Source organism: Flavobacterium sp. LC2016-12, assembly GCF_015351595.1.
Classification (GTDB): Bacteria; Bacteroidota; Bacteroidia; order Flavobacteriales; family Flavobacteriaceae; genus Flavobacterium.
Map to the genome: position 1 here is coordinate 177,974 of NZ_JADKPT010000005.1, position 23,583 is coordinate 201,556.

Genomic DNA, 23,583 nt, shown 5'->3' on the forward strand with positions numbered 1-23,583 from the left:
CAATTATTAGGCAATAAGCCTTTTAAAGGTCAAGTACAAAATAGTAAAAAAACCTCCTAAAAAACCTCCTAAAATTATTCCTTTCAATTTTCCTAATCTATCTACAGGTAAAGGCAAAATAGGTTTATCAATAACCTGAATTAAAGGAATATCATTTCGTAAAGTTACCTTGGCTAATTCAGTTTGTCTAACTAGTTCTGACAAAATAGCAATATTAGCCTGCACATCAACCTGTTTTTTCGTAGACGTTGCTCGCCTAACGTTAAGAGCCGGATTTAAATTAAATGTATTGTCATTTGCAACAGCCACTCCATTTATTGCAGAGTTCAATTCTGCACGAATAGAATCTGTTTGTCTATTTAAAATATCCATATTGATGCGCGATTTCTTACTTTTGACATTAATGTAAAATTGAGAAACTTTACGAGCCAAATTTTCACAGAAATACTTAGCAAAGAGTTCATTCTTAGAAAGAACTTCCATCGTGATAATAGATATTTTTTTATCTTTTTGATAAACGGTAAGCAAATTTTTTGACAAATCGCTATAAATCATTCCCAACACACTGTCTTGCTGTCTCGTAAAAAGTTCTGCATTTGAATCCGGTAAAAATTGGAGCTTTTTAAGTTCTGCATTTTCATCCCATTTCGTTCTCCATCCTTTATTCTGGATATACATTTCAGCCATAGACATGCGTTTACCATTTACATCAACTGGAGCCAGTAACGCTTTTTGAACCATAATTCGAGATTTGAAAAGTTCAATTAAATTAGCACCAGCAAACATTCCGCCACCTGATCCGTTTAAATCAAGCCCAAATTGACTGGCTAAACCTAATGCACCTCCTAAACCTCCAGAACCTCCATCACTTTCAAGTGCGAATGATAAAGATGCTGTATATTCTGGTTTTTTAACCATAGAATAGCTTAAACCTAAACCTGCTCCTACAAAACCAATAATTAGAATTATTTTCCACTGTGATAAAAAATAATTTGTCCATTCCTTACCCTTACCGATAAGCTCTTTTAAAGATATTTCTTCATTTTCTTGCGATACCATAACTAAATTTATTTAAAAGCTGTTATAACCAAAAGAGCTAAACTAGTAATCACGCTGCCTATACTAACCCATTCTCCTGTAGTCAGTGTTTTAGTTTCTGGTTTCTCCGGAACAACTATTTGAGAATCGGGCGTAACTGTCGGATAAGATCTAAAAAATAAAAATGATTTGGTTACATCTGCTTTTCCATTGGGATAAATAATGTAAGCCTTTTTCTTCCACCCCTTGTTATCAACGCCACCTACAGCATCAATATAATATCTAAATCCTTTTCCGCTTCTATATGGTATTTCAGATGTCAGCAATACATTACCGGTAACTTTTACACCTTCGTTATAATTAGCAACTACAATTTCATCATCAGGAAATAAGGTAACATTTGAATAATGACTCTTATTCTTAACAATTTCACCCCAATTTACCGGAATTACAGAATAGCGCATTTTCTCTTCCAATTTCTGGGACAATTCTTCATCTATCGTATCATTTTTAGCTAAATTTAAGTCTATACTTTTTATTTTCTCGATTTGATCCTGTTTGATTGGTCTTTTAATTTTCATCCCATCTAAATTAGCAATAGATGTAGGACCTCCAGCCCTCATTACAATATTAAAAACAGTCTCCTTTTTATTCACCAAAACATATTTTCCAGGGTATGTAATTGCACCGCTCACTTTCACCATTTGAGGTTTTGAATAAACAGCTACTCTTCGAATATTAATAACGTCAAAAGGTTTTAAAATAAAGTTTTTCACCTGCTCATTATTATCTGCAGTTATTTCGAATTCGACCAATTCAACTCGTTTGGGATTGGTATCGTCAATTGTTTCAGATTTTACCATTCTTGCTATTTCTACTCTTTTAGATGCAGAACCTGTAAGACCCCCTACTTCAACAATTAAGTCATTTAAAGTTAAATTTTCATAGTACAAATATTCACCCGGTTTTTTTACTTCTCCATCAATCGTAACTTTATATTCTTCTCTAAAATCTAAGATTGAAAAAACGGTCACAATATCTTCCCTCTTTAATTCAATATCTGCATTCAAATCACCAGACAATGCAGCACTTAAGTCTACATTTACAATCTCTGTTGTTAAATCAGATTTCAATCGAATAATTCTGGCTCTTTTTGTATAAGCGTCTTCTTTCATTCCTTCAGCTCTTGTAATAAGATCAGAAACCCTCATCCCTTCAGAATAAGAATAATAACCTGGTCTAAAAACTGCACCTTCGATATTAATACGATTTTCATATCGGCTTAAAATTTTAGTAACGGTAAAAACATCTCCGGATTTTGGTTTATAAGTACCAAAATTACTTTCATTTACATCATCGACTTTTAATTCCTTTCCTGTTTTTTGTTCAACATGTACTGAACTTGTATAAGCGAATTCAGTAAAACCAGATGCGAACTTTAACAAATCAGCAAAAGTTTCCCCTTCTTTCATTTCGAAGATTCCAGGTCTTTTTACTTCTCCTACAACTGCCACCCTTTGACTATAAGCAGGAATTCGAATCACATCATTATCTTTTAAACTAACGTTATCAGATTGATCTCCTTTGACTAAAAACCTATAAATATCTATATTTTTATAAACCTTATTGTTTCGAATTAATTCAATATTTCTATAACTACCATTCTTACCTGGGCCTCCCGCTAAATGCAAAGCATTGTAGACCGTTGCTAGTGATGAAATGGAATAATTCCCTGGTTGTTTTCCTCCAACTATTGTTACCTTAATAGTTCTTATCTGAGTTAAACTCACACTAACCTGTGATTGTCCGGAACGAACTGTAGCAAAAATTTTAGCAATTGCTGCTTTAATCTTTTGTGTTGCAGCTTCAATAGACATTCCAGAAACTGAAATTTGTCCTATATATTGAATATTGATCTTTCCTTCTACACTAACTGGTGCAGTTGCATTATACTCCTGAATTCCATAAACATTAATTTGTAATTCGTCCCCAGGACCTAATATATAGTTCATTGGAGTAGCCAGTTTTAGGTCCGGCTCAAAATTCAAAGTAGGATTGTCAAATAATTCTGACCCAAAAATTAATGCATTTGCAGAGTCTTTTACTTTATTATTTGTAATTGCATCCTGGTTTCTTCCAAATTGAGATTTATTTTTACCTAAATTAGACGTCGTATTATTATTCTCTGATGTATCTGATTGACCACTTAATCTGCCTCTTAATTTATTAAACTCAACTTGACTCATACCTTTTGAGATAGCAACAGATTCTGCGTCATCTACACTCATATTGTTATTCTTCAATTGTGTATTAACTTTAGCGATGTCCTCATCAGATAAATCATCTACTTTTACCGTACTTAAATCTTTAGATTTAAGTAAGTCTTGAGCATTTGCGTTAAAAGATGCTGCTAGAATAAAAAGCAAAGTAAGAACGTAAATTATTTTTTTCATACTTAATATGTGTTTAATCAAAATTCGATTTAAATAAAAATCTATGAATATTGTTTTTTATAATAATCTTTATAAGAACCTGATGTTACATTTCTTAACCATTCTTCATTATTAAGATACCAATTAATTGTTTTTTCCAATCCTTCTTCGAAAGTAACTGATGGTTTCCACCCTAACTCTTTGTTAATTTTTGTAGCATCAATCGCATAACGCAAATCATGTCCTGGTCTGTCTTTTATAAAAGTAATCAGTTTTTCAGAAGTATTATCTTCCCGCCCCAATTTTTGATCCATGATTTGGCATAATAATTTAACGAGATCAATATTCTTCCATTCATTAAAACCTCCAATATTATAAGTTTCATGATTTTTGCCAGTATGAAAAACTAAATCAATAGCTATTGCATGATCCTCGACGAAAAGCCAGTCTCTCGTATAATTACCGTCACCGTATACTGGTAATGACTTGTTATTAATAATGTTATTTATAAAAAGAGGAATTAATTTTTCAGGAAAATGATAAGATCCATAATTGTTTGAACAGTTGGTTAAAACATATGGCAACCCATAAGTTTCTCCAAATGCTCTGACAAAATGATCGGAGCTTGCCTTAGATGCTGAATATGGAGAATTAGGATTGTAAGGGGTAGTCTCAGTAAATAGACCTTCAGTACCAAGTGAGCCATAAACTTCATCAGTGCTTATGTGATAAAATCGTTTGTTCTCAAAATTGCCTTCCCACTGTTTTTTTGCTGCGTTTAATAAATTCATAGTTCCGATTACATTTGTTTTTACAAATGATAAAGGATCTTCAATAGAACGATCAACATGAGACTCAGCGGCTAAATGTAAAACTCCATCAAAATGATGAATCGAAAAAAGATTATTTATAAAAGATTCATTAACAATATCTCCCTTTATAAAAGTATAATTTTGTTTATTTTCAATATCCTTAATATTCTCAAGATTTCCAGCATATGTCAAGGCATCCAAATTAAAAACATGATAATCAGGATATTTATTCACAAAACGTCTAACGACGTGGGAACCAATAAAACCAGCACCTCCAGTTATTAGAATTTTTTTCATTTTAACAATTAATTTAACAAATCTGAATTTCTTTTTTCTAACTCACTATAAATATCTTTAACATCTTGAGAATTTTCTTTCTGCAAAATTAAATTCGCTGTATCTGTATAAACAAAAATAGTGTTTTTTAGTCCTAAAAATACAGTATGCTTTTCACAACCAATTACCATGTTTCCGTTTTTATCTACTGTATGTCCTTTAGAAACTAAATAATCATAAACAGATTCAAATGAACCTAAATCTGACCATGAAAATGCTGCGGGTACAACTTTTATTTTTTTACTTCGCTCCATTACGGCGTAATCAATACTTATTGATGGAATTTCTAGGGATAAATTCAAATCTAAGAAACCTTCTTTGCTTGACTCCCAAACAGCCTTAGATTTCTCATAAACATCTGGCTGAAATTGTTTTAACTCGTCTAATAATACTCCCGCTTTAAAACAAAACATTCCACTGTTCCATAAAAAATTCCCTTTCGAAATAAACTCTTTGGCAGTTGTTTCATTTGGTTTTTCACGAAAAGAAATTACCACATCTCCTTTTGATTCTATATAACCATACCCCGTTTCAGGTTTAGTTGGAATAACTCCAAAAGTTACAATAAAACCTTCCTGAGCTTTAGAAACTGCTTCATCAATTGCTTTGTTGTAGTTTTCCATCATGTCTATTATATGATCTGACGGAGTTACAATCAATATCTCTTCGGGATTAGATGCAAATGCCGCGAAAGCAATGGCAGCGGCGGTATTTCTAGGAGTTGCCTCCACTATATTGATATAAGAGGTTTTAGACTTATCCATCACTCTACCGCTTAAATGATGATTATCGATATTTCCAACAACCATTACTTTATCAGCTAAATGACTATTACGCTCCACAGTCATTTCAAATAAAGATTTACCTTCAAATATTTCCAAATATTGTTTTGGCTGGCTTTTACGGGAAAGCGGCCAAAGTCTGCTTCCTACTCCTCCAGTTAAGATTACATGAGTTATTGATACTCCCATATATTATATTTTTTTTAATTGTTTTTCAGCAACTTCTTTTCTAAGATTACTACTTGAAAACCTATGATCCCTAACATTATAATACAACTCTATACCTTTTTGCTCGCAATAATCACGGCCTGTATAATTTTTATCTCTATATTCATCTCCAATAATACGCACATCAATTTTAAAAGAACGCAGGATATCTTCCAAGTCTTGTTCCGTTGCATAAGGAACGATTTCATCGACAAACTTACAACCCTTCAATTGTATATAACGTTCTACTACGGTTTGTGACGGACTATTTTTCTCAGGACGATCTAGTGTTGGATCAGTTTGCAAGCCCACTATTAAATAATCACAAGTTCTTTTTGCTTCTTCTAACATTTTAATATGGCCTGCATGCAATAAGTCAAAAGCACTAAAAGTTATTCCTACTTTCATAATGTAATTTAAATTTAAAAATTAAAGTCTATTATCCGCTGTAGCACCCAAAACTCCTTTTACATCATATAATAAGCTACTTGTTTTTTGCAGGTTAGAAAAATTCAGATTTAAAAACTCTGAGTGAGCGACCCCTAAAATAATAGCATCAAATTTTTCTTTTGGAACTGAATTTAACAATGCCAGTCCATACTCTTTTTTTACCTCTTCGATATTTGCAAGAGGATCATATATTGTTACTAAGATACCATATTCAGTTAATGCTTTTATTACATCGACGATTTTTGTATTTCGTACATCGGGACAATTTTCTTTGAATGTGATTCCAAGCATCAAAAGATTAGCACCATTAACCGAAATTCCTTTTTTAATCATCAGCTTTACAACTTGTGAAGCGATATATTCGCCCATACTGTCATTTAAACGTCGTCCTGCTAAAATTATTTCAGGGTGATATCCAAATTCTTGAGCTCTTTGTGCCAAATAGTATGGATCAACCCCAATGCAATGCCCTCCAACCAATCCTGGTTTGAATGGCAAAAAATTCCATTTTGTTGCTGCTGCAGTGAGGACTTCTTGAGTATCGATATTCATTAAATTGAATATTTTAGCCAGTTCATTTACAAAGGCAATATTGATATCTCTTTGCGAATTTTCGATAACTTTAGCTGCTTCTGCAATTTTAATTGTAGGAGCCAAATGCGTCCCAGCTGTAATAACTGATTTATATAAGGCATCAACCTTTAAACCAATTTCAGGCGTTGAGCCTGATGTTACTTTTAATATTTTCTCTACAGTATGTTCTTTATCGCCTGGATTGATTCTTTCAGGAGAATATCCAGCAAAGAAATCTATATTAAATTTTAATCCTGAAATTTTTTCTAAAACAGGAACACATTGTTCTTCTGTAACTCCCGGATAAACTGTTGACTCATAAATTACGATATCCCCAGGTTTTAAAATTTTGCCTACTGATTCACTTGATTTATATAAAGGTGTTAAATCGGGACGATTATTTTTATCGACCGGAGTTGGAACTGTAATTATAAAATAATTACAATCTGATATATCTTTTAAAGAAGTAGTACAAAATAATCCTTTTTTATCAGTCGGATTATCAACAAGCACACTCTTTAAAACAGCATCTTCAACTTCTAATGTTCTATCTTTTCCTAACTTTAAAGAAGCTACTCTCGAATCATTTATATCAAAACCTACAACTGGAAACTTTGTAGCAAATAATCTAGCCAAAGGAAGACCAACATAGCCCAAACCAATAACCGCAATCTTTATATTTTCATCCAATTTATACTATTTTTTAGTCAATTCAATCAATTAGCTTCACGGCTTCGCCTCTCTGAACCACATAAATTTGGTCAGATATTCTAAAATCATTTTCGGCAAATATAACATATTAAGTCAATTTATTCAATACGGTTTCCCGTAATACTCGAAAAACAAATTATAAATAAAAACTTAAAATAACCAACCTACTATCAATCAGTCAATAAAAACTAAATAATAAAAAAAGCAACAGACAAAATGTGCTTATTTCACACTTTATCTATTGCTTTTGCTTTTTTATAATGAACGCCAATTATTTATATCTCATTTTAAGTACACATCCCAAAGATTCCAATACTAAAATATAATGCGTCTTAGTGACTTCCTGAACAATTGCATCTTGTTTACTGAAAGCTCCCGATTCTAATTTTATCCTATCTCCGATCTGAATCGAAGAAACTAAAATATCGATTACGCTAGCAGCCTTTAGATTAGTCTTAATAACATTAATCTCCTCATCCCGAACTACTGCTGGTTTTCCTAACCAAAACAAAAATCGAATTACACCAGGAACAGAAAACACAACATTTCTATCAATATCAGACAGCTGAACGAACACATAGGAATTAAAAAGCGGCGTTTCTACCTTTTTCTTCCGATCTGACCATTGTTTAATCCTCGTGATAGTTGGACAATAGCTTTCAACCCCAATCTGATTCAGTTTTTCGGCAACTTTTTTTTCCCATTTAGGCTTTGTGTATAATACATACCAAGTCATAATTTTTCTCTTATCGAAACAAAACGATCATTCATCTTCATCTATCTCTTATTTAATTTTACTTCAATATTTAATTCAAATTAAGAACCTATTCCCTTATAGACAAATCCTATTGCTTCTAATTCTTTCGCATTTAAGATATTCCTCCCATCAAAAAGAAATGCGGGTTTATGCATCGAATCATATATTTTTTGCCAATCGTAGGTTTTAAACTCATCCCATTCGGTAAGAATTGCTATAGCATGGGATCCTTTAACCGCCTCATATGCATTATCGAATGCAGATAATGCGGCATCATTTTCTTCGACTGCCCTGGTTCCCAAGTAATCCAAGTCATTAAGCATCTTGTTTCTCGTAACTTTAGGATCATAAACTGCAATTTTAGCTTGTTCATTGATCAAATCATCAGCAACGTAAATAGCAGCAGACTCTCGTGTATCATTAGTATCTTTTTTGAAGGCCCAACCTAAGAATGTAATTTTTTTATCAGCTACTGTATTATATAAAGTTTGAACGATTTTGTTTGAAAATCTTCTTTTTTGATAATCGTTCATTATGATAACTTGTTCCCAATAATCTGCCACTTCATTTAACCCATATGATTTTGCGATATAAACTAAATTCAAAATATCCTTTTGAAAACAAGAACCTCCAAAACCTACCGATGCTTTTAAAAATTTTGATCCAATTCTTGAATCCATTCCAATCGCCCTCGCCACTTCATTTACATCAGCACCAGTTTTTTCACATAATTCAGACATTGCATTTATAGACGAAATTCGTTGTGCCAAAAATGCATTTGCTGTAAGTTTAGACAACTCTGATGACCAAACATTGGTAGTTAAAATCTTCGCTTTATCTACCCAATTGGCATAAACATCAACTAATGCATTAATAGCGATTTCACCTTCAGGTGTCGTATCGCCACCAATTAAAATTCGATCCGGATTTAATAAATCTGTCACTGCAGTTCCTTCAGCCAAAAACTCTGGATTTGATAATATTTGAAACTGAACACCATTTCCTGTATTATCTAAGATGCTTTTAATGGCTTCTGCAGTTCGAACCGGCAAAGTAGATTTCTCCACTACAATTTTATTTTGTTTTGCCACTTTCGCAATTTGTCTGGCACATAATTCAATGTATTTTAAATCAGCAGCCATACCTTTCCCTTTACCATAGGTTTTGGTAGGTGTGTTTACTGATATAAAAATAACTTGAGCCTCATCAATTGCTTTATCAACTTCTGTTGAAAAGAAAAGATTTCTATCTCTTGCTTCTCCAACAATTTCAGCAAGACCTGGTTCATAAATTGGTATATTCTCCGTATTAGGATCGTTCCAATCTTTAATTCTTTGTTCATTCAAATCGACAACTGTAACTTGAATATGTGGACACTTTTGGGCAATTACTGCCATAGTTGGGCCTCCAACATAACCCGCACCAATGCAACAAATTTTTGTAATTTTCATCTACTTTACTATTATCTTGATCTTCCTTTTATTTTAAATTTTCCCAATACCAACTCACCGCTTCTTTCAATCCTTCCTTTAAAGAATATTTCGGATCATAACCCAATATTTTTTTTGCTTTATCTATACTTGCTAATGAATGCGGAATATCACCTGCTCTATTTGTTCCGTATACTATTTCGACATCAGCAATTTTAACATCAAATTCAGCCAGATATTTTTTTAAATATTCAACTAAATCATTTAAAGTATTTCGATCACCAAATGCAGTATTATAAACCGTATTTATTGCCAGCGGATTTAGACTTGTCATCGCCAATTCATTCATTTGAATTACATTGTCTATATAAGTAAAATCTCTTGAATAATTTCCATCACCATTAATGACTGGACTCTCATAATTCATTAACTGCATTACAAACTTTGGAATTACTGCCGCATAAGCTCCCTTAGGATCCTGCTTTCTTCCAAAGACATTAAAATAACGCAATCCAATAGTTTCCAAACCATATGTTTTACTAAAAATCTCAGCATACAATTCGTTTACATATTTTGTAATAGCGTATGGAGATAATGGTTTTCCAATCACATCTTCAACTTTAGGCAATCCTTGAGAATCGCCATATGTGGATGAACTTGCCGCATAAATAAAACGTTTTACTTTCGCATCACGAGAAGCGACAAGCATATTCAGAAAGCCTGATACATTCACATCATTTGTCGTTACGGGATCATCAATTGATCTTGGAACCGACCCTAGAGCAGCCTGATGCAAAACATAATCAACTCCTTCAACAGCTAGTGAACAATCCACAATATTTCTAATATCTCCTTCAATTAATTTAAAGTTTCGATCACTTATAAAATCTTTTAGATTATGATGATGACCTGTTGAGAAATTATCCAAACAAATTACTTTATGCCCTAATCCTAAAAAATACTCACATAAATTTGAGCCAATAAAACCTGCGCCTCCAGTAATTAGAATCGTATATTGAATTGATACTTTCATTTACTTCAAATTATTTTTTAGTGAATTTGTTTAAAATAGTTTTCCAAAAGCTTAATTTAACTTCTTCATCATGATATCCGTTTGAATATGCCCCATAGCCATAGCCATAACCAGATCCATACTTCGCTTTATTTTCATAACCATTAAAAACAATGCTGGCATTACTAAGTTCTCCTCTTTTTATTCTGGTATTTAACAACGATATCATATCCTTTTTAGTATAATTTTGCCTTACAATATACAAGGTAACATCAGCATATTGAGCCAATTCTATTGCATCAGAAACCAATCCAACCGGAGGTGTATCCAAAATTATATAGTCATATTTTTGCTTCAGTTCATCTATCAGTTCTTTCATTGCATCACTTAAAATAAGCTCAGAAGGATTTGGTGGTATTGGCCCTGAAAGAATAACATCAAGATTCGCAATTTGAGTAGGATTCGTAATTTCATCTAAACTGTTCTGCTTAATTAAATAATTTACTACCCCTATCGAATTCTTCAAATTAAATTCATCTGCCAATCTCGGTTTTCTTAAATCCAGGCCAATAATCACTGTTTTCTTCTCGCTCAAAGCAAAAACAGTAGCTATATTAATAGAGCAAAATGTTTTTCCTTCCCCACTAATAGAAGAAGTTATCATCAACGTTTTAGAACCACTAACCTGCTGTTTCTTATACAAAAACTGTAAAGATGAGCGAATTGTTCTAAAACCTTCAGAAAGTACCGACTTAGGTTTATCAAACACAGCCAGACTGACGTTATCTTTATTAAAACCAATAACACCAATCAACGGGATTTGAGTCAACTTACTTATATCGTCAGTATTCTGAATTGAATTATTGATGAAAAAAATACCGAAAACAAATAATAAGGGAATCAACAAGCCTAAAAACAAAGCTAAAACATAATTAACTGACGTTTTAGGTCCTATTAGCCCCCCTCCAATATCTTTAGCGGGATCTATAAAATGGATATCAGATAAATTAGAGGCTTTTACGATTTCTGCTTCATTTCGTTTTTGAAGAAATTCAGTATAAATATTATCATTTAGATCGTACTTTCTTTTAATCTTCAATAGTTCCTGTTGCTCTTCAGGAAGCCTTTTTACAGTATTCTCTGCCTGACCAATTTTAGCATTTACAAGAGACAAATCATACAATAATGATGCTTTTGCTGATGCTATATTTTCTAATAACACACTTTTAATAGCCTGCATTTGATTATCAAAATCCTTAAAAATCTTCTCGCTTTTTACTGCATAGGCCATTTCTGATCTTTGAGTTGAAAGTGTTATAAGTTTTGAGACACTGGCTACAATATTTGGATCTTCGATACCTGCAACAGAGGGAGCTGGTAATCTTGAATAATCTACACTATTATTCAGATACAATTTTAAAGAATTGTAATACGCAATTTTTCTGGAAACCTGATCTTTTTCCACATCAAAATCCATAATTTTATCAGAAAACTTAGCTCCTCCACCTTCTATTTCATAGATATTCTTATCCTTTCGAAATGATTTTAATTCATTACCCGTTTCTTTTAATTGCGATTCCATAGCAACGAGTGTACTATCAATGAATCGTATCGTATTAGTGGCAAACTGATTTTTGCCGTCAAGCTGAATTTTGATCAACGTTTTCACTGTTGCGTTCAAATATTCGACTAATCGGGCTTTATTCGTTCCCTGCATCCCCAATGTCAATATAGAACCTCCTTTATCATCAGAAGTAACATTTATTCCTTTATAACGAGAAACTGTACCATCAAAATCATTAAATCGAACAAAGTACTCATTCCCTTTATAAAACCCCGGATCATCATTTATCTGTAATTTCCAATTGAGGAAGGGTAATAAAACCTGTTCTCCAACTTTATATTTTTTTACAAATTCTATTGGCTGAACAGATGTATTGGAATATGAATTATCCGAATAATTAATTAATGAGATTGAGTTCTTTTCAAACGGTATTCGAATTTCATATTCACTTGGACTTAAAAATTTTATACGTATTAAAGCATTAGCAAGCTGTCCCTTTGATTCATCAATATCTACATAAAAAGGAACTGCACCATAAGAATCTACCAAATTATATTCTCCTTGTGTAAAATAATCAATATAAAACTGCAGCCTAGTAACAACCAGCTCATTGTGAGATCTTGATTGTAATATTGTTGATATTCCGTTTACTTGATCTGAAATTCCTCCCCAATTAAAAACTAAACTTGTGTTCGATGTAAAAAACGGATTACTTTCTTCCTTTATTGAAATCATCGTTTGCATTCCGTAGATCTTTTCTTTACGGATATTTACCTGATAAGCAACCGTAAATGCAATGATCAAACTAACTAAAAACCATTTCCAGTAACTAAGAATTTTTAATATAAATCCTTTAAAATCAAAATTTGAATGATTTTCAAAAATGGAAAAATCTTTTATATCTAACATTATTCGAATTTACTTTAGTTTTTGATAATTAAATACACGGTTGTTGCCAATGACAATAAGGTGATTATAGTACCGATTGACTGAATACCAGTTTGTCCTGTCCCCCATGTTTTCTGCCTCAACGGTTTTACATAAATATAATCGTTAGGTTGTAAATAATAATATGGTGATTTCATTACATTAGCATCAGTAAGGTCTATTTCATTCATTTGAACCCCGGTTGGAGTTTGGCGAACTATCATCACCGCCTTTCTATTACCAACCGTAGTTATATCTCCTGCATTAGCAACTGCTTCCATAATATTTACATGCGACTGAAATAATGTTTTTGTTCCCGTATTTCCAACTTCACCATTTATTGTATATCTAAAACCGGCGAGTTTTACCGTCACAAAAACATTTGCTTCACTTTTAAAATATTCTTCTAGTAATTTTTTCTCAATTTTAACTCTGACTTCCTCCAAAGTATAACCAATAACATTTATCTCTCCTAAGATTGGCATTCTGATATTACCATGATCATCGACAGTAAATCCATCAAAATACAAGGCCGATTCTGATTTTCCTGTTGTCGCATTTTCTGTTGTATTAAATATCGAAACCAATTTAGGATCAATAGCCTTTATATTAATACTTAAAACATCATTTACCTGTAGCCTATATGGTTTAGATTCAACAGCAGAAACTGCATTTTGCTCTCCTGTATTATTTTTATCTTGCAAATACCATAGGTCTTTTACAGGAATGCAAGATGTAAAAAGCGTACTAATTAATAGTAAAATATAAAAGCTGTTTTTTGTCATTATTAAAAATTTATCGCAAATATAGCTTTTCCTTTAACTTTCAGGAAATCTAACTTTTATTTGATCTTATTTAGTTGTTTTTAAAAGTTTTTTCAAACGGAACACGATGTAAAATACTTCTTCCAAGTGTAATTTCATCCGCATATTCTAATTCGTCACCAACAGCGATTCCCCTTGCAATTGTTGAAATTACAATCTCTGATTCGGCAATCTGTTTATAAATATAAAAATTCGTGGTGTCACCTTCCATAGTGGAACTCAGTGCAAAAATAATTTCTATTACTTTTCCACCTTTCACCTTTTCAACTAAACTGGAAATATTTAATTGACTTGGGCCTACACCTTCAATTGGAGAAATTTTGCCACCCAATACATGATATATTCCTTTATATTGACCTGTGTTTTCAATAGCCATTACATCCCGAATATCTTCGACTACACAAATCGTCTGATGATTTCTCGTCATATTAGCACAAATCTCACAAACTTTTGTGTCTGAAATATTATGGCAGCTTTCGCAAAACTTAATATCTTCCCGCATGTTTAATAATGCCTGAGACAAAAAACCAGTTTGTTCTTTGGGTTGTTTTAACAAATGAAGAACCAGTCGCAATGCCGTACGTTTACCAATTCCAGGTAACTGAGACATTTCGTTAACTGCTTTTTCTATTAATTTTGATGAAAATTCCATGACGACAAAAGTAATACTTTAATGTTTCTTTTTAACTCCATTAGAAGTGGAAATCCTTTTTTGTTTTTCCTTTAAAAAACAAAAACATTACTTCAACCTATTTTCTTTTAATTGGAGTTCAATGAACTTCATTTGACGGATCGCGGGATTAGCTCCTAAAAAATTTAATATTGATTAGTAGCCAGTAGAACCAAAGTACAAGCAACTTCAGACTTAATATTATTCAGCTCTAACAATTGATATAATTCTGGATTTTCAGTTCCGGGATTAAAAACAACTCTTTTTGGCTGTGCCTCGATGATGTAATTATAATAATCACGCTGGCGTGCAGGATTTAGATATAAGGTTACAGTATCTATATTTTTCACTGGAATTGCTTTAGTGTAAATTTTCACGCCGGCAACTTCGCCGGTATTTTGACCAATTGCCAATACAGTATGTCCTTTTTGAACCAACATATTTATAGCTCTATATGCATATCTATCTGGTTTTGTAGTTGCTCCCAGAACTAAAGTTTTCTTATTTTTCATTATTTTAGAATATTGCACAAAAGTAATCAAAAAGAACGAGCTTGGTTTAGGTTATTAATGTAGAATTGAAGTAATAAAAAACATTATCCTAACATGAATTTACTTTACACAATTAAAAATTATCTATTTTTACAGTACTAACCCAAACTTTATGGATCTTTTCATTTATTTATTTGCCGCCCTTTTTTCCGTTTTGAACCCTATTGGAACTGTTCCAATCTTCGTAGGTCTTACCCAACATGATTCTCAAAAAGAACGTTCCCGTATTTCACTATGGACCGCAATTAACGTTTTTATTATTTTAATTGTTTCTTTTTTTATTGGTCAATATGTTCTGAGCTTTTTCGGAATCAGCATCGATGCCTTACGAATTGCAGGTGGAATAGTAATTGTAAATTCAGGATTCTCTCTACTATCCGGAAAATTCAATAAAAAACGAGGAATCAACAAAAAGATTGAAAACGAAGCACAACAACGAAATGACATTGCCCTTACTCCATTGGCAATTCCAATGCTTGCTGGCCCTGGATCAATCTCACTATTGATTGCATTTTACCAAGAACATCACGGCATGGAAGAAATAATTATTTCATCTTTGGCAATTTTAGCGATTGCTGTCGCCATTTTTGCTATTTTAAAAAGTGCACATTATTTAGCCAGAATATTAGGCGCTTCAGGAATTGTCGCAATTTCCAGAATTGTTGGATTTATTGTAATATCAATTGGTATTCAATATATAGTAAGTTCAATCATTAACATTATCAAAGGAAATTTGATGTAAATCCATTTATTTTCATATAAACAAAAAGGGATAAAACATAAGCTTTATCCCTTTTTATATTTTATGATTATTCTTAATTTCTTGGTAAAAATACTTCAGCCATCATACATCTTGCACTTCCTCCTCCACAAGCTTCAATAGTATCTAAACTTGAACTCAAAATTTCAGCATGATTTTCTAACTGAGTAATTTGTTTCGGTGTTAAACTTTGATGTGCTGATGCACTCATGACAATATATTTTTTATCATTTGCCCCTCGAACTTCTAACATATTTCCTGCGAAATTATTCACTTGGGCTTCCGTAATTAAAATAATTTCCTTCTTATCTGCTTTTAAATTTTCAAGAACCATTTTACGTTCTTTTTTATCATCGATACAATCGGCGCAGATAACTGCAAAAGTTTCTCCGAGACACATCATCACATTTGTATGATAGATTAGTTTACGTTCACCGTCAACAGTTTGAAATGCTTCAAAAATTACAGGAGCATAATCAAAATCTTCACAGAATTCTATAAACAATTCTTCGTCTGCACGTGGAGATAATGCGCAATATGCTTTGGCATTTGCACGATCTAAAAGTAAACTTCCTGTTCCTTCCAAGAAAAACCCATCTTCTTCAGCTGATGTATAATCCATTATGTTAGAAATCTCAAAACCTTTCTCTTCAAGAGTATCTAGAATATCTTCACGACGTTCCTGACGACGATTTTCAGCAAACATAGGATATAATACCACATCTCCATTTTCATGAAAAGAAACCCAGTTATTCGGAAAAATACTATCTGGTGTATCTGTATCCAAATTATCATTAATAACTGTGACATCAACCCCAACTGCTCTAAGCTTTTCAACAAAAACATCAAATTCTTGTTGTGCTTTTGCATTTACTGTACTTGGCAAAAGCCCGTCTAATACTTTTTGATAGTAATTATTTATCGCTGTTTGCTCATTCATTCTAAAAGCAACCGGACGAATCATTACGATTGCATTTGTTGTTTGTTGCATAATCTCTATATTTTTGTTCAGCTTTAAACTTTATAACAAAACTTAAAACCTGAAGCTATTTTTAATCTCTAATTAACGGTAAAGTTGAACATCTCAACAATCCTTCTTGTTTTGCAATTTCAGCATACGGAATTTCTTCAACAATAAATCCATTTGCACGAAGCCAGTTATTTAGGCGCGTAAAATTTTTCTCAGAAACAACTACATTTTCATCTATAGAAAAGACATTTGAAAACATATTATACATTTCGTTTCTTTCAATATGAAATAGATTTTCTTTCCCAAAAAGGTTTACCAAATACAAATAATCAGCTTCTTCGCGGAAACCTCTTTTATAAATTATTCCCTTATCCTTTCCTACAGGTTGAAAACAACAATCTAAGTGTAAAGCATTATCACGAGCTTCTAATTTAGATTTTACTAAATCAAATTCCTTGACAATTTTATTCGGAAACAATTCTTTAATATACCTTACACCATGCATATTGGTTCTGGCAGTGATATAATCTTTATAATCGCTTCCTTTATAAGTTCCTATAAAAATATAATCATTCCAAAGCATTACATCCCCGCCTTCAATATGAACTTCTTCAGGCGGACGAACTACTTTTAAAGGGTCGATTTGATCGATTACATATTGAATTGCATCTAATTCACGTTCTCTATCAGGTAAAATATTTGATTTTACAAAAACATCATCAATTACAAAACCAATATCTCTCGCGAATATTTGGTTGTAATTCTCAATCATTTCCGGACGATAAACTTTAACATCATATTTTTGAAAAACAGTATTAAATGCATCCATTTCAGCAACCATATCTTTTTCGACTGGATAAGTTCCTGCCTTAATATGTTCCAATGATTTAGGATCGTAAGCTTCATCTAAAGATGGAGTTGGCCCATTATGAACGGCTGAACCCAAAACTACTGCTCGCAATCTTGACGTTTCGTTCTTTATATTTAATTGCAACATAACTCTATTATATTTTGAGCAAATATAAAAAAAGCTTCACAGTTAAGTGAAGCTTTGAAGTTATTTTATTTGTTAGACTTAAAGTCTCTTAAAGGGTGTCCTGTGTAAATTTGTCTAGGCCTTCCGATTGGCTCTTTGTTTTCACGCATTTCTTTCCATTGTGCGATCCAACCTGGTAATCTTCCAATGGCAAACATCACTGTAAACATATCAGTTGGAATTCCTAATGCTCTGTAAATAATTCCTGAGTAGAAATCAACATTAGGATATAAATTTCTTGATTTGAAGTAATCATCTTCAAGGGCAGCTGATTCTAGTTTCTTAGCAATTTCTAAAATTGGATCATTAACACCTAATGTTTCTAACACTTCTTTAGCTGCTTTTTTGATAATTTTAGCTCTTGGATCAAAGTTTTTATATACTCTGTGACCAAATCCCATCAAACGGAAAGGATCATTTTTATCTTTTGCTTTTGCTAAAAATTTATCAGTATCTCCACCATCTTTATTAATTTCTTCTAACATTTCAAGAACCGCTTGATTCGCTCCGCCATGAAGTGGTCCCCAAAGCGCAGAAACTCCTGCAGAAATCGAAGCAAACAAACCTGCATGAGACGAACCAACCATTCTTACTGTTGAAGTAGAACAGTTTTGCTCATGATCAGCATGAAGAATAAATAATTTATCTAATGCATCAATAACAACCGGACTTGCTTTATAAGGCCCTGTAGGCAATTGAAACATCAATTGCATAAAGTTTTCTACATATCCTTTTGTATTGTCATAGTAGTTCAATGGATAGCCCATTGATTTTCTATATGTCCATGTAGCAATTACAAGGAATTTTGCCATTGTTTTACAAATAGCCTCGTACATTTCTTTTTCGTTATCAACATTTACTGCCTTTGGATTAAATGCAGTTAAAGCACTTGTCAAAGCAGATAAAACTCCCATTGGATGAGCTGTTTTTGGAAATCCGTCAATGATATTTTTCATCTCTTCGTTTACCAAAGTATGTTTTTTAATATCATTTTCAAATTGCTCCAGCTGTTGAGTTGTTGGTAGTTCACCAAAAATCAAAAGATATGATACCTCTAAGAAACTTGCTTTTTCAGCCAGATCTTCGATTGAATATCCTCTGTAACGCAAGATTCCTAATTCCCCGTCTAAGAAGGTGATTTCACTTTTGCAAGAACCAGAATTTTTGTAACCAGGATCAATTGTAATAACACCAGTTAAATCACGTAATTTGTTAATATCGATAGCTGATTCATTTTCGCTCCCAGTAATAACCGGAAGCTCAATTTTTTGACCATCTACTTCTAATGTAGCTATTTTTGACATAATATATCGGAAATAAATCTTTAAAATAATAATTTATCAAATCTAAGGAATTTAAGACTAATTAAAAAAGGAATACTGCTATGAATTTGTTAAAACTCCAAAAAAAAACCACCCATTAAAAAATGGGTGGTTTAAATCTATATATAACCTTACAATTATTTAATCTTGAAGGCCTTTAACCCCGGAAAATAAGCAGTACTTCCTAATTCTTCTTCAATTCTTAATAATTGATTGTATTTTGCCATACGATCAGAACGAGAAGCAGAACCTGTTTTAATTTGACCACAGTTTAAAGCTACCGCTAAATCTGCAATAGTATTATCTTCTGTTTCTCCAGAACGGTGAGACATAACTGAAGTGTAACCTGCATTCTTAGCCATATTTACAGCAGCAATCGTTTCAGTTAAAGTACCAATTTGGTTTACTTTTACTAAAATTGAATTTGCAATTCCTTTTTCAATACCTGTAGACAAACGCTCAACGTTAGTAACAAATAAATCATCACCTACTAATTGTACTTTATCTCCAATTTTATCTGTTAAATATTTCCACCCATCCCAGTCATCTTCGTACATACCATCTTCGATAGAAATAATTGGATATTTAGCAGCAAGTTCAGCTAAATAATCAGCTTGCTCTTCAGAAGTTCTGATTTTTCCAGTTTCGCCTTCAAATTTAGTATAATCGTATTTACCATTTACATAAAATTCAGAAGCAGCACAATCAAGAGCAATCACAATTTCGTCACCGAAAGAATATCCTGCTTTTTCAACAGCCAATTTAATAGTATCAAGAGCATCCTCAGTACCTCCAGCTAAATTTGGCGCAAAACCACCTTCGTCACCTACAGCAGTACTTAAACCTCTATCATGTAACACTTTTTTCAAGCTATGGAAAATTTCAGTTCCCATTTGCATAGCATGCGTAAATGAAGTTGCCTTTACAGGGAAAATCATAAATTCCTGGAATGCAATAGGTGCATCAGAGTGAGAACCACCATTGATGATATTCATCATTGGAACAGGTAATGTATTAGCAGAAACTCCACCAACGTATCTGTACAATGGCAATCCAAGTTCGTTAGCAGCAGCTTTTGCAGCAGCCAAAGAAACTCCTAAAATAGCATTAGCTCCTAATTTAGATTTATTTGGTGTTCCGTCTAAATCGATCATTAACTGATCAATAGTGTTTTGTTCAAAAACAGAAGTTCCAACTAACTCTTCAGCAATAACGGTATTTACATTATTCACTGCGTTCAAAACTCCTTTTCCTAGATAAGCTTTCCCTCCATCACGTAATTCAACAGCTTCGTGCTCTCCAGTAGATGCTCCAGATGGAACAGCAGCCCTTCCTAAAACTCCATTTTCAGTTACTACATCAACTTCAATGGTAGGATTACCTCTAGAATCAAAAATTTGTCTTGCGTGAACTTTAATTATAATACTCATTATTTCTGTTTTTTTATTAATAAATTATATTTTTTTTTCGAAATTATAAAAATATTTAATAGTAAAAACGCATTCTTACTATTAAACTTCTTTATTTATTAACTACATCGTTTTAGCAACAGCTTGTTTTATGTTCTCAACAAACTGATCAAATAAATAAGATGAATCATGTGGTCCAGGACTTGCCTCTGGGTGATATTGAACTGAAAAACAATTTTTATTTTTCATTCGCATTCCTGCAACTGTATCATCATTAAGATGTACATGTGTAATCTCTAACTCAGGATGATTATCTAACGCATCTCTTTTTACAGCAAAACCATGATTTTGCGAAGTTATTTCCCCTTTTCCTGTAATTATATTTTTCACAGGATGATTAATCCCACGGTGACCTCCAAACATTTTATACGTTTTAACACCGTTTGCCAGAGCTATAACCTGATGCCCTAAACAAATTCCAAATAATGGTTTATCATCTGCTATAATTTCTTTAGCAACTTGTATAGCACCAAATAACGGATCTGGATCTCCAGGGCCATTTGACAAGAAGTATCCATCAGGATTAAATTCTGTCAAATCTTTATAAGTTGAATTATATGGGAAAACTTTAATATAACAATCTCTCTTAGCAAGATTTCTTAAGATATTTTTTTTGATGCCAAGATCTAAAGCTGATATTTTATAAGTAGCTTTTTCATCTCCAAAAAAATAAGGTTCAGTAGTCGATACTTTTGAAGCCAACTCTAAACCTTCCATGTTTGGCACATTTGCCAATTCTTTCTTCAAATCTTCAACTGAAGTTCCGTCAGTACAGATAACAGCATTCATAGCTCCATTGTCACGAATATAACTTACCAATGCACGAGTATCAACATCAGAGATACAGATTAAATTCTGTTTAGTAAAATAATCTTCTAAACTTCCAGAAGCATCTTCACGTGAATAATTAAAGCTGAAGTTTTTACAAACTAAACCAGCAATTTTCACACTGTCAGATTCTATTTCTAAATCATTAACACCATAATTCCCAATGTGCGCATTAGTGGCAACTAATATTTGGCCAAAATAAGAAGGATCAGTAAAAATCTCCTGATATCCGGTCATTCCAGTATTAAAACAAACTTCACCAAAAGTCTTACCGCTAATCCCGATAGATTTTCCATGAAAAATAGTCCCATCACTTAGTAATAAAATGGCGCTTTGTCGTGTTGTGTATTTCATTCTTTAATTTGTATTGTTTTTAATCGTCATAAAACTAGCCAGGCATGTTTTACTTGTAATTAGATATTTTGCAAATTTACTTCTTTAAAAGAGTGCTTCCAAGATTTTTTAAAAAATTCATTCATAAAAATTGAACCTAAGTATTGAAATAAGTTATATTTTGATTTATTTTAAAAAAAATCAAAAAAAAAGGATAAACTAAAAATTAGCTTATCCTTGATTTTTATAGAATCATTACTTTCATAATTATTCAGAAGCTTCAGTAGTCGTTTCTGACTCAGCAGCTGGAGCTTCAGTAGTTTCCTCAGCTTTTTTTGCTTTACCACCACGACGGCTTTTTGCTTTTTTAACTTCTTTTTTACCTCCATTGTAAAGTTCATTGAAATCTACAAGTTCGATCATTGCCATATCAGCATTATCTCCCAAACGATTTCCAACTTTAATGATACGAGTGTATCCACCTGGACGGTCTCCAACTTTAGCAGCTACGTCTCTGAACAAGTCAGTTACCGCATATTTGCTACGTAAGTAAGCAAAAACAATACGACGATTATGAGTCGTATCTTCTTTTGATTTTGTGATTAAAGGCTCAACGAATTGTTTAAGCGCTTTAGCCTTAGCAACAGTAGTGTTAATACGTTTGTGCTCAATAAGAGAACAAGCCATATTAGCTAACATAGCTTTTCTATGTCCAGTCTGTCTGCTTAAGTGATTGAATTTTTTTCCGTGTCTCATTGCTATTTTAAATTTAATCCGCCGTGGCGGATTGAATTATTCTTTATCTAATTTGTATTTAGCTAAATCCATTCCGAAAGTTAAATTTTTAACTGCTACAAGTTCATCTAGCTCTGTTAAAGATTTTTTACCAAAATTACGGAATTTCATTAGGTCATTTTTATTGAACGATACTAAATCACCAAGTGTATCAACTTCAGCCGCTTTCAAGCAATTTAATGCTCTCACAGATAAATCCATATCAACAAGCTTAGTTTTAAGCAATTGTCTCATATGCAATGACTCTTCATCATACGATTCTGTTTGTGCAATTTCGTCAGCCTCGAGTGTAATTCTTTCGTCAGAAAACAACATGAAGTGGTGAATTAAAACCTTAGCAGCTTCAGTAAGAGCATCTTTTGGATTAATAGATCCATCAGTTTTAATTTCAAAAACTAATTTTTCATAATCTGTTTTTTGCTCTACACGGAAGTTTTCAATTGCATATTTTACATTTTTTACCGGAGTAAAAATAGAGTCTGTAAAAATGGTTCCAATTGCAGCATTCTGTTTTTTGTTCTCCTCAGCAGGAACATATCCTCTACCTTTTTCGATTGTTAAATCGAAGTTCAATTTGATTTTAGAATCTAAATTACAGATAACAAGGTCTGGATTCAAAACTTGAAAACCTGAAATAAATTTTTGAAAATCACCTGCTGTCAATTGATCTTTACCAGAAACAGAAATTGTAACTGCTTCATTATCGATATCTTCGATCTGACGTTTGAAACGTACTTGTTTTAGATTAAGGATAATTTCGGTAACATCTTCAACAACACCTGAAATAGTAGAAAACTCATGATCTACACCTTCGATACGAACAGATGTAATTGCATAACCTTCTAATGCTGAAAGCAAAACTCTTCTAAGTGCATTACCAACTGTCAATCCGTAACCAGGTTCCAAAGGTCTAAATTCGAATTTACCTTCAAAATCGGTTGAATCGATCATGATAACTTTATCGGGCTTTTGAAAATTAAATATTGCCATAAAT

The 23,583-nt window shown here is 32.6% G+C and carries 21 protein-coding genes; 1 reads left to right on the top strand and 20 read right to left on the bottom strand.

All coding sequences use genetic code 11. The features are described 5' to 3' along the window. Window positions 1-6: 6 nt before the first annotated feature. The 13 genes from IRZ99_RS10535 to IRZ99_RS10595 all read right to left on the bottom strand — a co-directional run bounded on the left by IRZ99_RS10535 (window position 7) and on the right by IRZ99_RS10595 (window position 15,037). Window positions 7-1,059 carry a lipopolysaccharide biosynthesis protein gene (locus tag IRZ99_RS10535; protein WP_194657247.1) on the bottom strand — a complete coding sequence of 351 codons (1,053 nt, stop codon included), beginning with the start codon at window positions 1,057-1,059 and terminating at the stop codon, window positions 7-9. Between the two features lie 8 nt (window positions 1,060-1,067). Then, window positions 1,068-3,491: an SLBB domain-containing protein gene (locus IRZ99_RS10540; protein ID WP_194657248.1), complete on the bottom strand. Its 2,424-nt coding sequence runs from the start codon at window positions 3,489-3,491 to the stop codon at window positions 1,068-1,070. 41 nt (window positions 3,492-3,532) lie between these two features. Continuing rightward, complete coding sequence (gene rfbB / locus IRZ99_RS10545; RefSeq protein WP_194657249.1) at window positions 3,533-4,579, bottom strand: dTDP-glucose 4,6-dehydratase; 1,047 nt, start codon at window positions 4,577-4,579, stop codon at window positions 3,533-3,535. Between the two features lie 8 nt (window positions 4,580-4,587). Further along, window positions 4,588-5,589 carry a mannose-1-phosphate guanylyltransferase gene (locus IRZ99_RS10550; protein WP_194657250.1) on the bottom strand — a complete coding sequence of 334 codons (1,002 nt, stop codon included), beginning with the start codon at window positions 5,587-5,589 and terminating at the stop codon, window positions 4,588-4,590. Window positions 5,590-5,592: 3 nt separating this feature from the next. Continuing rightward, the gene (locus IRZ99_RS10555) at window positions 5,593-6,015 is read right to left on the bottom strand and encodes an adenylyltransferase/cytidyltransferase family protein (protein WP_194657251.1); all 423 of its coding nucleotides are present in this window, start codon (window positions 6,013-6,015) and stop codon (window positions 5,593-5,595) included. Window positions 6,016-6,036: 21 nt separating this feature from the next. After that, on the bottom strand, window positions 6,037-7,320 hold the full coding sequence (locus IRZ99_RS10560) for a nucleotide sugar dehydrogenase (protein ID WP_194657252.1): 1,284 nt from the start codon (window positions 7,318-7,320) through the stop codon (window positions 6,037-6,039). Between the two features lie 292 nt (window positions 7,321-7,612). Continuing rightward, entirely contained in the window at window positions 7,613-8,077 is a 465-nt protein-coding gene (locus IRZ99_RS10565; protein ID WP_194657253.1) for a UpxY family transcription antiterminator, read from the bottom strand. A gap of 80 nt (window positions 8,078-8,157) precedes the next feature. Next, entirely contained in the window at window positions 8,158-9,549 is a 1,392-nt protein-coding gene (locus IRZ99_RS10570) for a nucleotide sugar dehydrogenase (RefSeq protein WP_194657254.1), read from the bottom strand. 28 nt (window positions 9,550-9,577) lie between these two features. Further along, window positions 9,578-10,561, bottom strand: coding sequence for an SDR family oxidoreductase (locus tag IRZ99_RS10575; protein ID WP_194657255.1), 984 nt, complete (start codon window positions 10,559-10,561; stop codon window positions 9,578-9,580). A gap of 10 nt (window positions 10,562-10,571) precedes the next feature. Next, window positions 10,572-13,013 (bottom strand): exopolysaccharide transport family protein, encoded by a 2,442-nt coding sequence (locus IRZ99_RS10580; RefSeq protein ID WP_194657256.1) that lies wholly within the window; start codon window positions 13,011-13,013, stop codon window positions 10,572-10,574. Between the two features lie 14 nt (window positions 13,014-13,027). Next, window positions 13,028-13,816 carry a polysaccharide biosynthesis/export family protein gene (locus IRZ99_RS10585; protein WP_194657257.1) on the bottom strand — a complete coding sequence of 263 codons (789 nt, stop codon included), beginning with the start codon at window positions 13,814-13,816 and terminating at the stop codon, window positions 13,028-13,030. Window positions 13,817-13,886: 70 nt separating this feature from the next. Then, on the bottom strand, window positions 13,887-14,507 hold the full coding sequence (gene recR / locus IRZ99_RS10590) for a recombination mediator RecR (RefSeq protein ID WP_194657258.1): 621 nt from the start codon (window positions 14,505-14,507) through the stop codon (window positions 13,887-13,889). A gap of 164 nt (window positions 14,508-14,671) precedes the next feature. Then, window positions 14,672-15,037 carry a CoA-binding protein gene (locus IRZ99_RS10595; RefSeq protein ID WP_194657259.1) on the bottom strand — a complete coding sequence of 122 codons (366 nt, stop codon included), beginning with the start codon at window positions 15,035-15,037 and terminating at the stop codon, window positions 14,672-14,674. Window positions 15,038-15,188: 151 nt separating this feature from the next. Here IRZ99_RS10595 and IRZ99_RS10600 point away from each other — a divergent pair, with 151 nt between their 5' ends. Next, entirely contained in the window at window positions 15,189-15,818 is a 630-nt protein-coding gene (locus IRZ99_RS10600) for a MarC family NAAT transporter (RefSeq protein ID WP_194657260.1), read from the top strand. A 73-nt stretch (window positions 15,819-15,891) separates the two neighbouring features. Here IRZ99_RS10600 and ctlX read toward each other — a convergent pair whose 3' ends face one another. From ctlX to IRZ99_RS10635, 7 genes are all read right to left on the bottom strand, one after another. After that, window positions 15,892-16,827, bottom strand: a complete 936-nt coding sequence (gene ctlX / locus IRZ99_RS10605; RefSeq protein WP_194657261.1) for a citrulline utilization hydrolase CtlX — start codon at window positions 16,825-16,827, stop codon at window positions 15,892-15,894. A 61-nt stretch (window positions 16,828-16,888) separates the two neighbouring features. Then, complete coding sequence (locus IRZ99_RS10610; RefSeq protein ID WP_194657262.1) at window positions 16,889-17,803, bottom strand: dimethylarginine dimethylaminohydrolase family protein; 915 nt, start codon at window positions 17,801-17,803, stop codon at window positions 16,889-16,891. 65 nt (window positions 17,804-17,868) lie between these two features. Next, complete coding sequence (locus IRZ99_RS10615) at window positions 17,869-19,146, bottom strand: citrate synthase (protein WP_194657263.1); 1,278 nt, start codon at window positions 19,144-19,146, stop codon at window positions 17,869-17,871. A 155-nt stretch (window positions 19,147-19,301) separates the two neighbouring features. After that, window positions 19,302-20,594 (bottom strand): phosphopyruvate hydratase, encoded by a 1,293-nt coding sequence (gene eno, locus IRZ99_RS10620; RefSeq protein WP_194657264.1) that lies wholly within the window; start codon window positions 20,592-20,594, stop codon window positions 19,302-19,304. Between the two features lie 102 nt (window positions 20,595-20,696). After that, complete coding sequence (gene carA, locus IRZ99_RS10625; RefSeq protein ID WP_194657265.1) at window positions 20,697-21,815, bottom strand: glutamine-hydrolyzing carbamoyl-phosphate synthase small subunit; 1,119 nt, start codon at window positions 21,813-21,815, stop codon at window positions 20,697-20,699. A gap of 246 nt (window positions 21,816-22,061) precedes the next feature. Further along, window positions 22,062-22,550: a 50S ribosomal protein L17 gene (rplQ, locus tag IRZ99_RS10630; protein ID WP_007803683.1), complete on the bottom strand. Its 489-nt coding sequence runs from the start codon at window positions 22,548-22,550 to the stop codon at window positions 22,062-22,064. Window positions 22,551-22,586: 36 nt separating this feature from the next. Next, the gene (locus IRZ99_RS10635; RefSeq protein ID WP_026109818.1) at window positions 22,587-23,579 is read right to left on the bottom strand and encodes a DNA-directed RNA polymerase subunit alpha; all 993 of its coding nucleotides are present in this window, start codon (window positions 23,577-23,579) and stop codon (window positions 22,587-22,589) included. Window positions 23,580-23,583 lie beyond the last annotated feature (4 nt).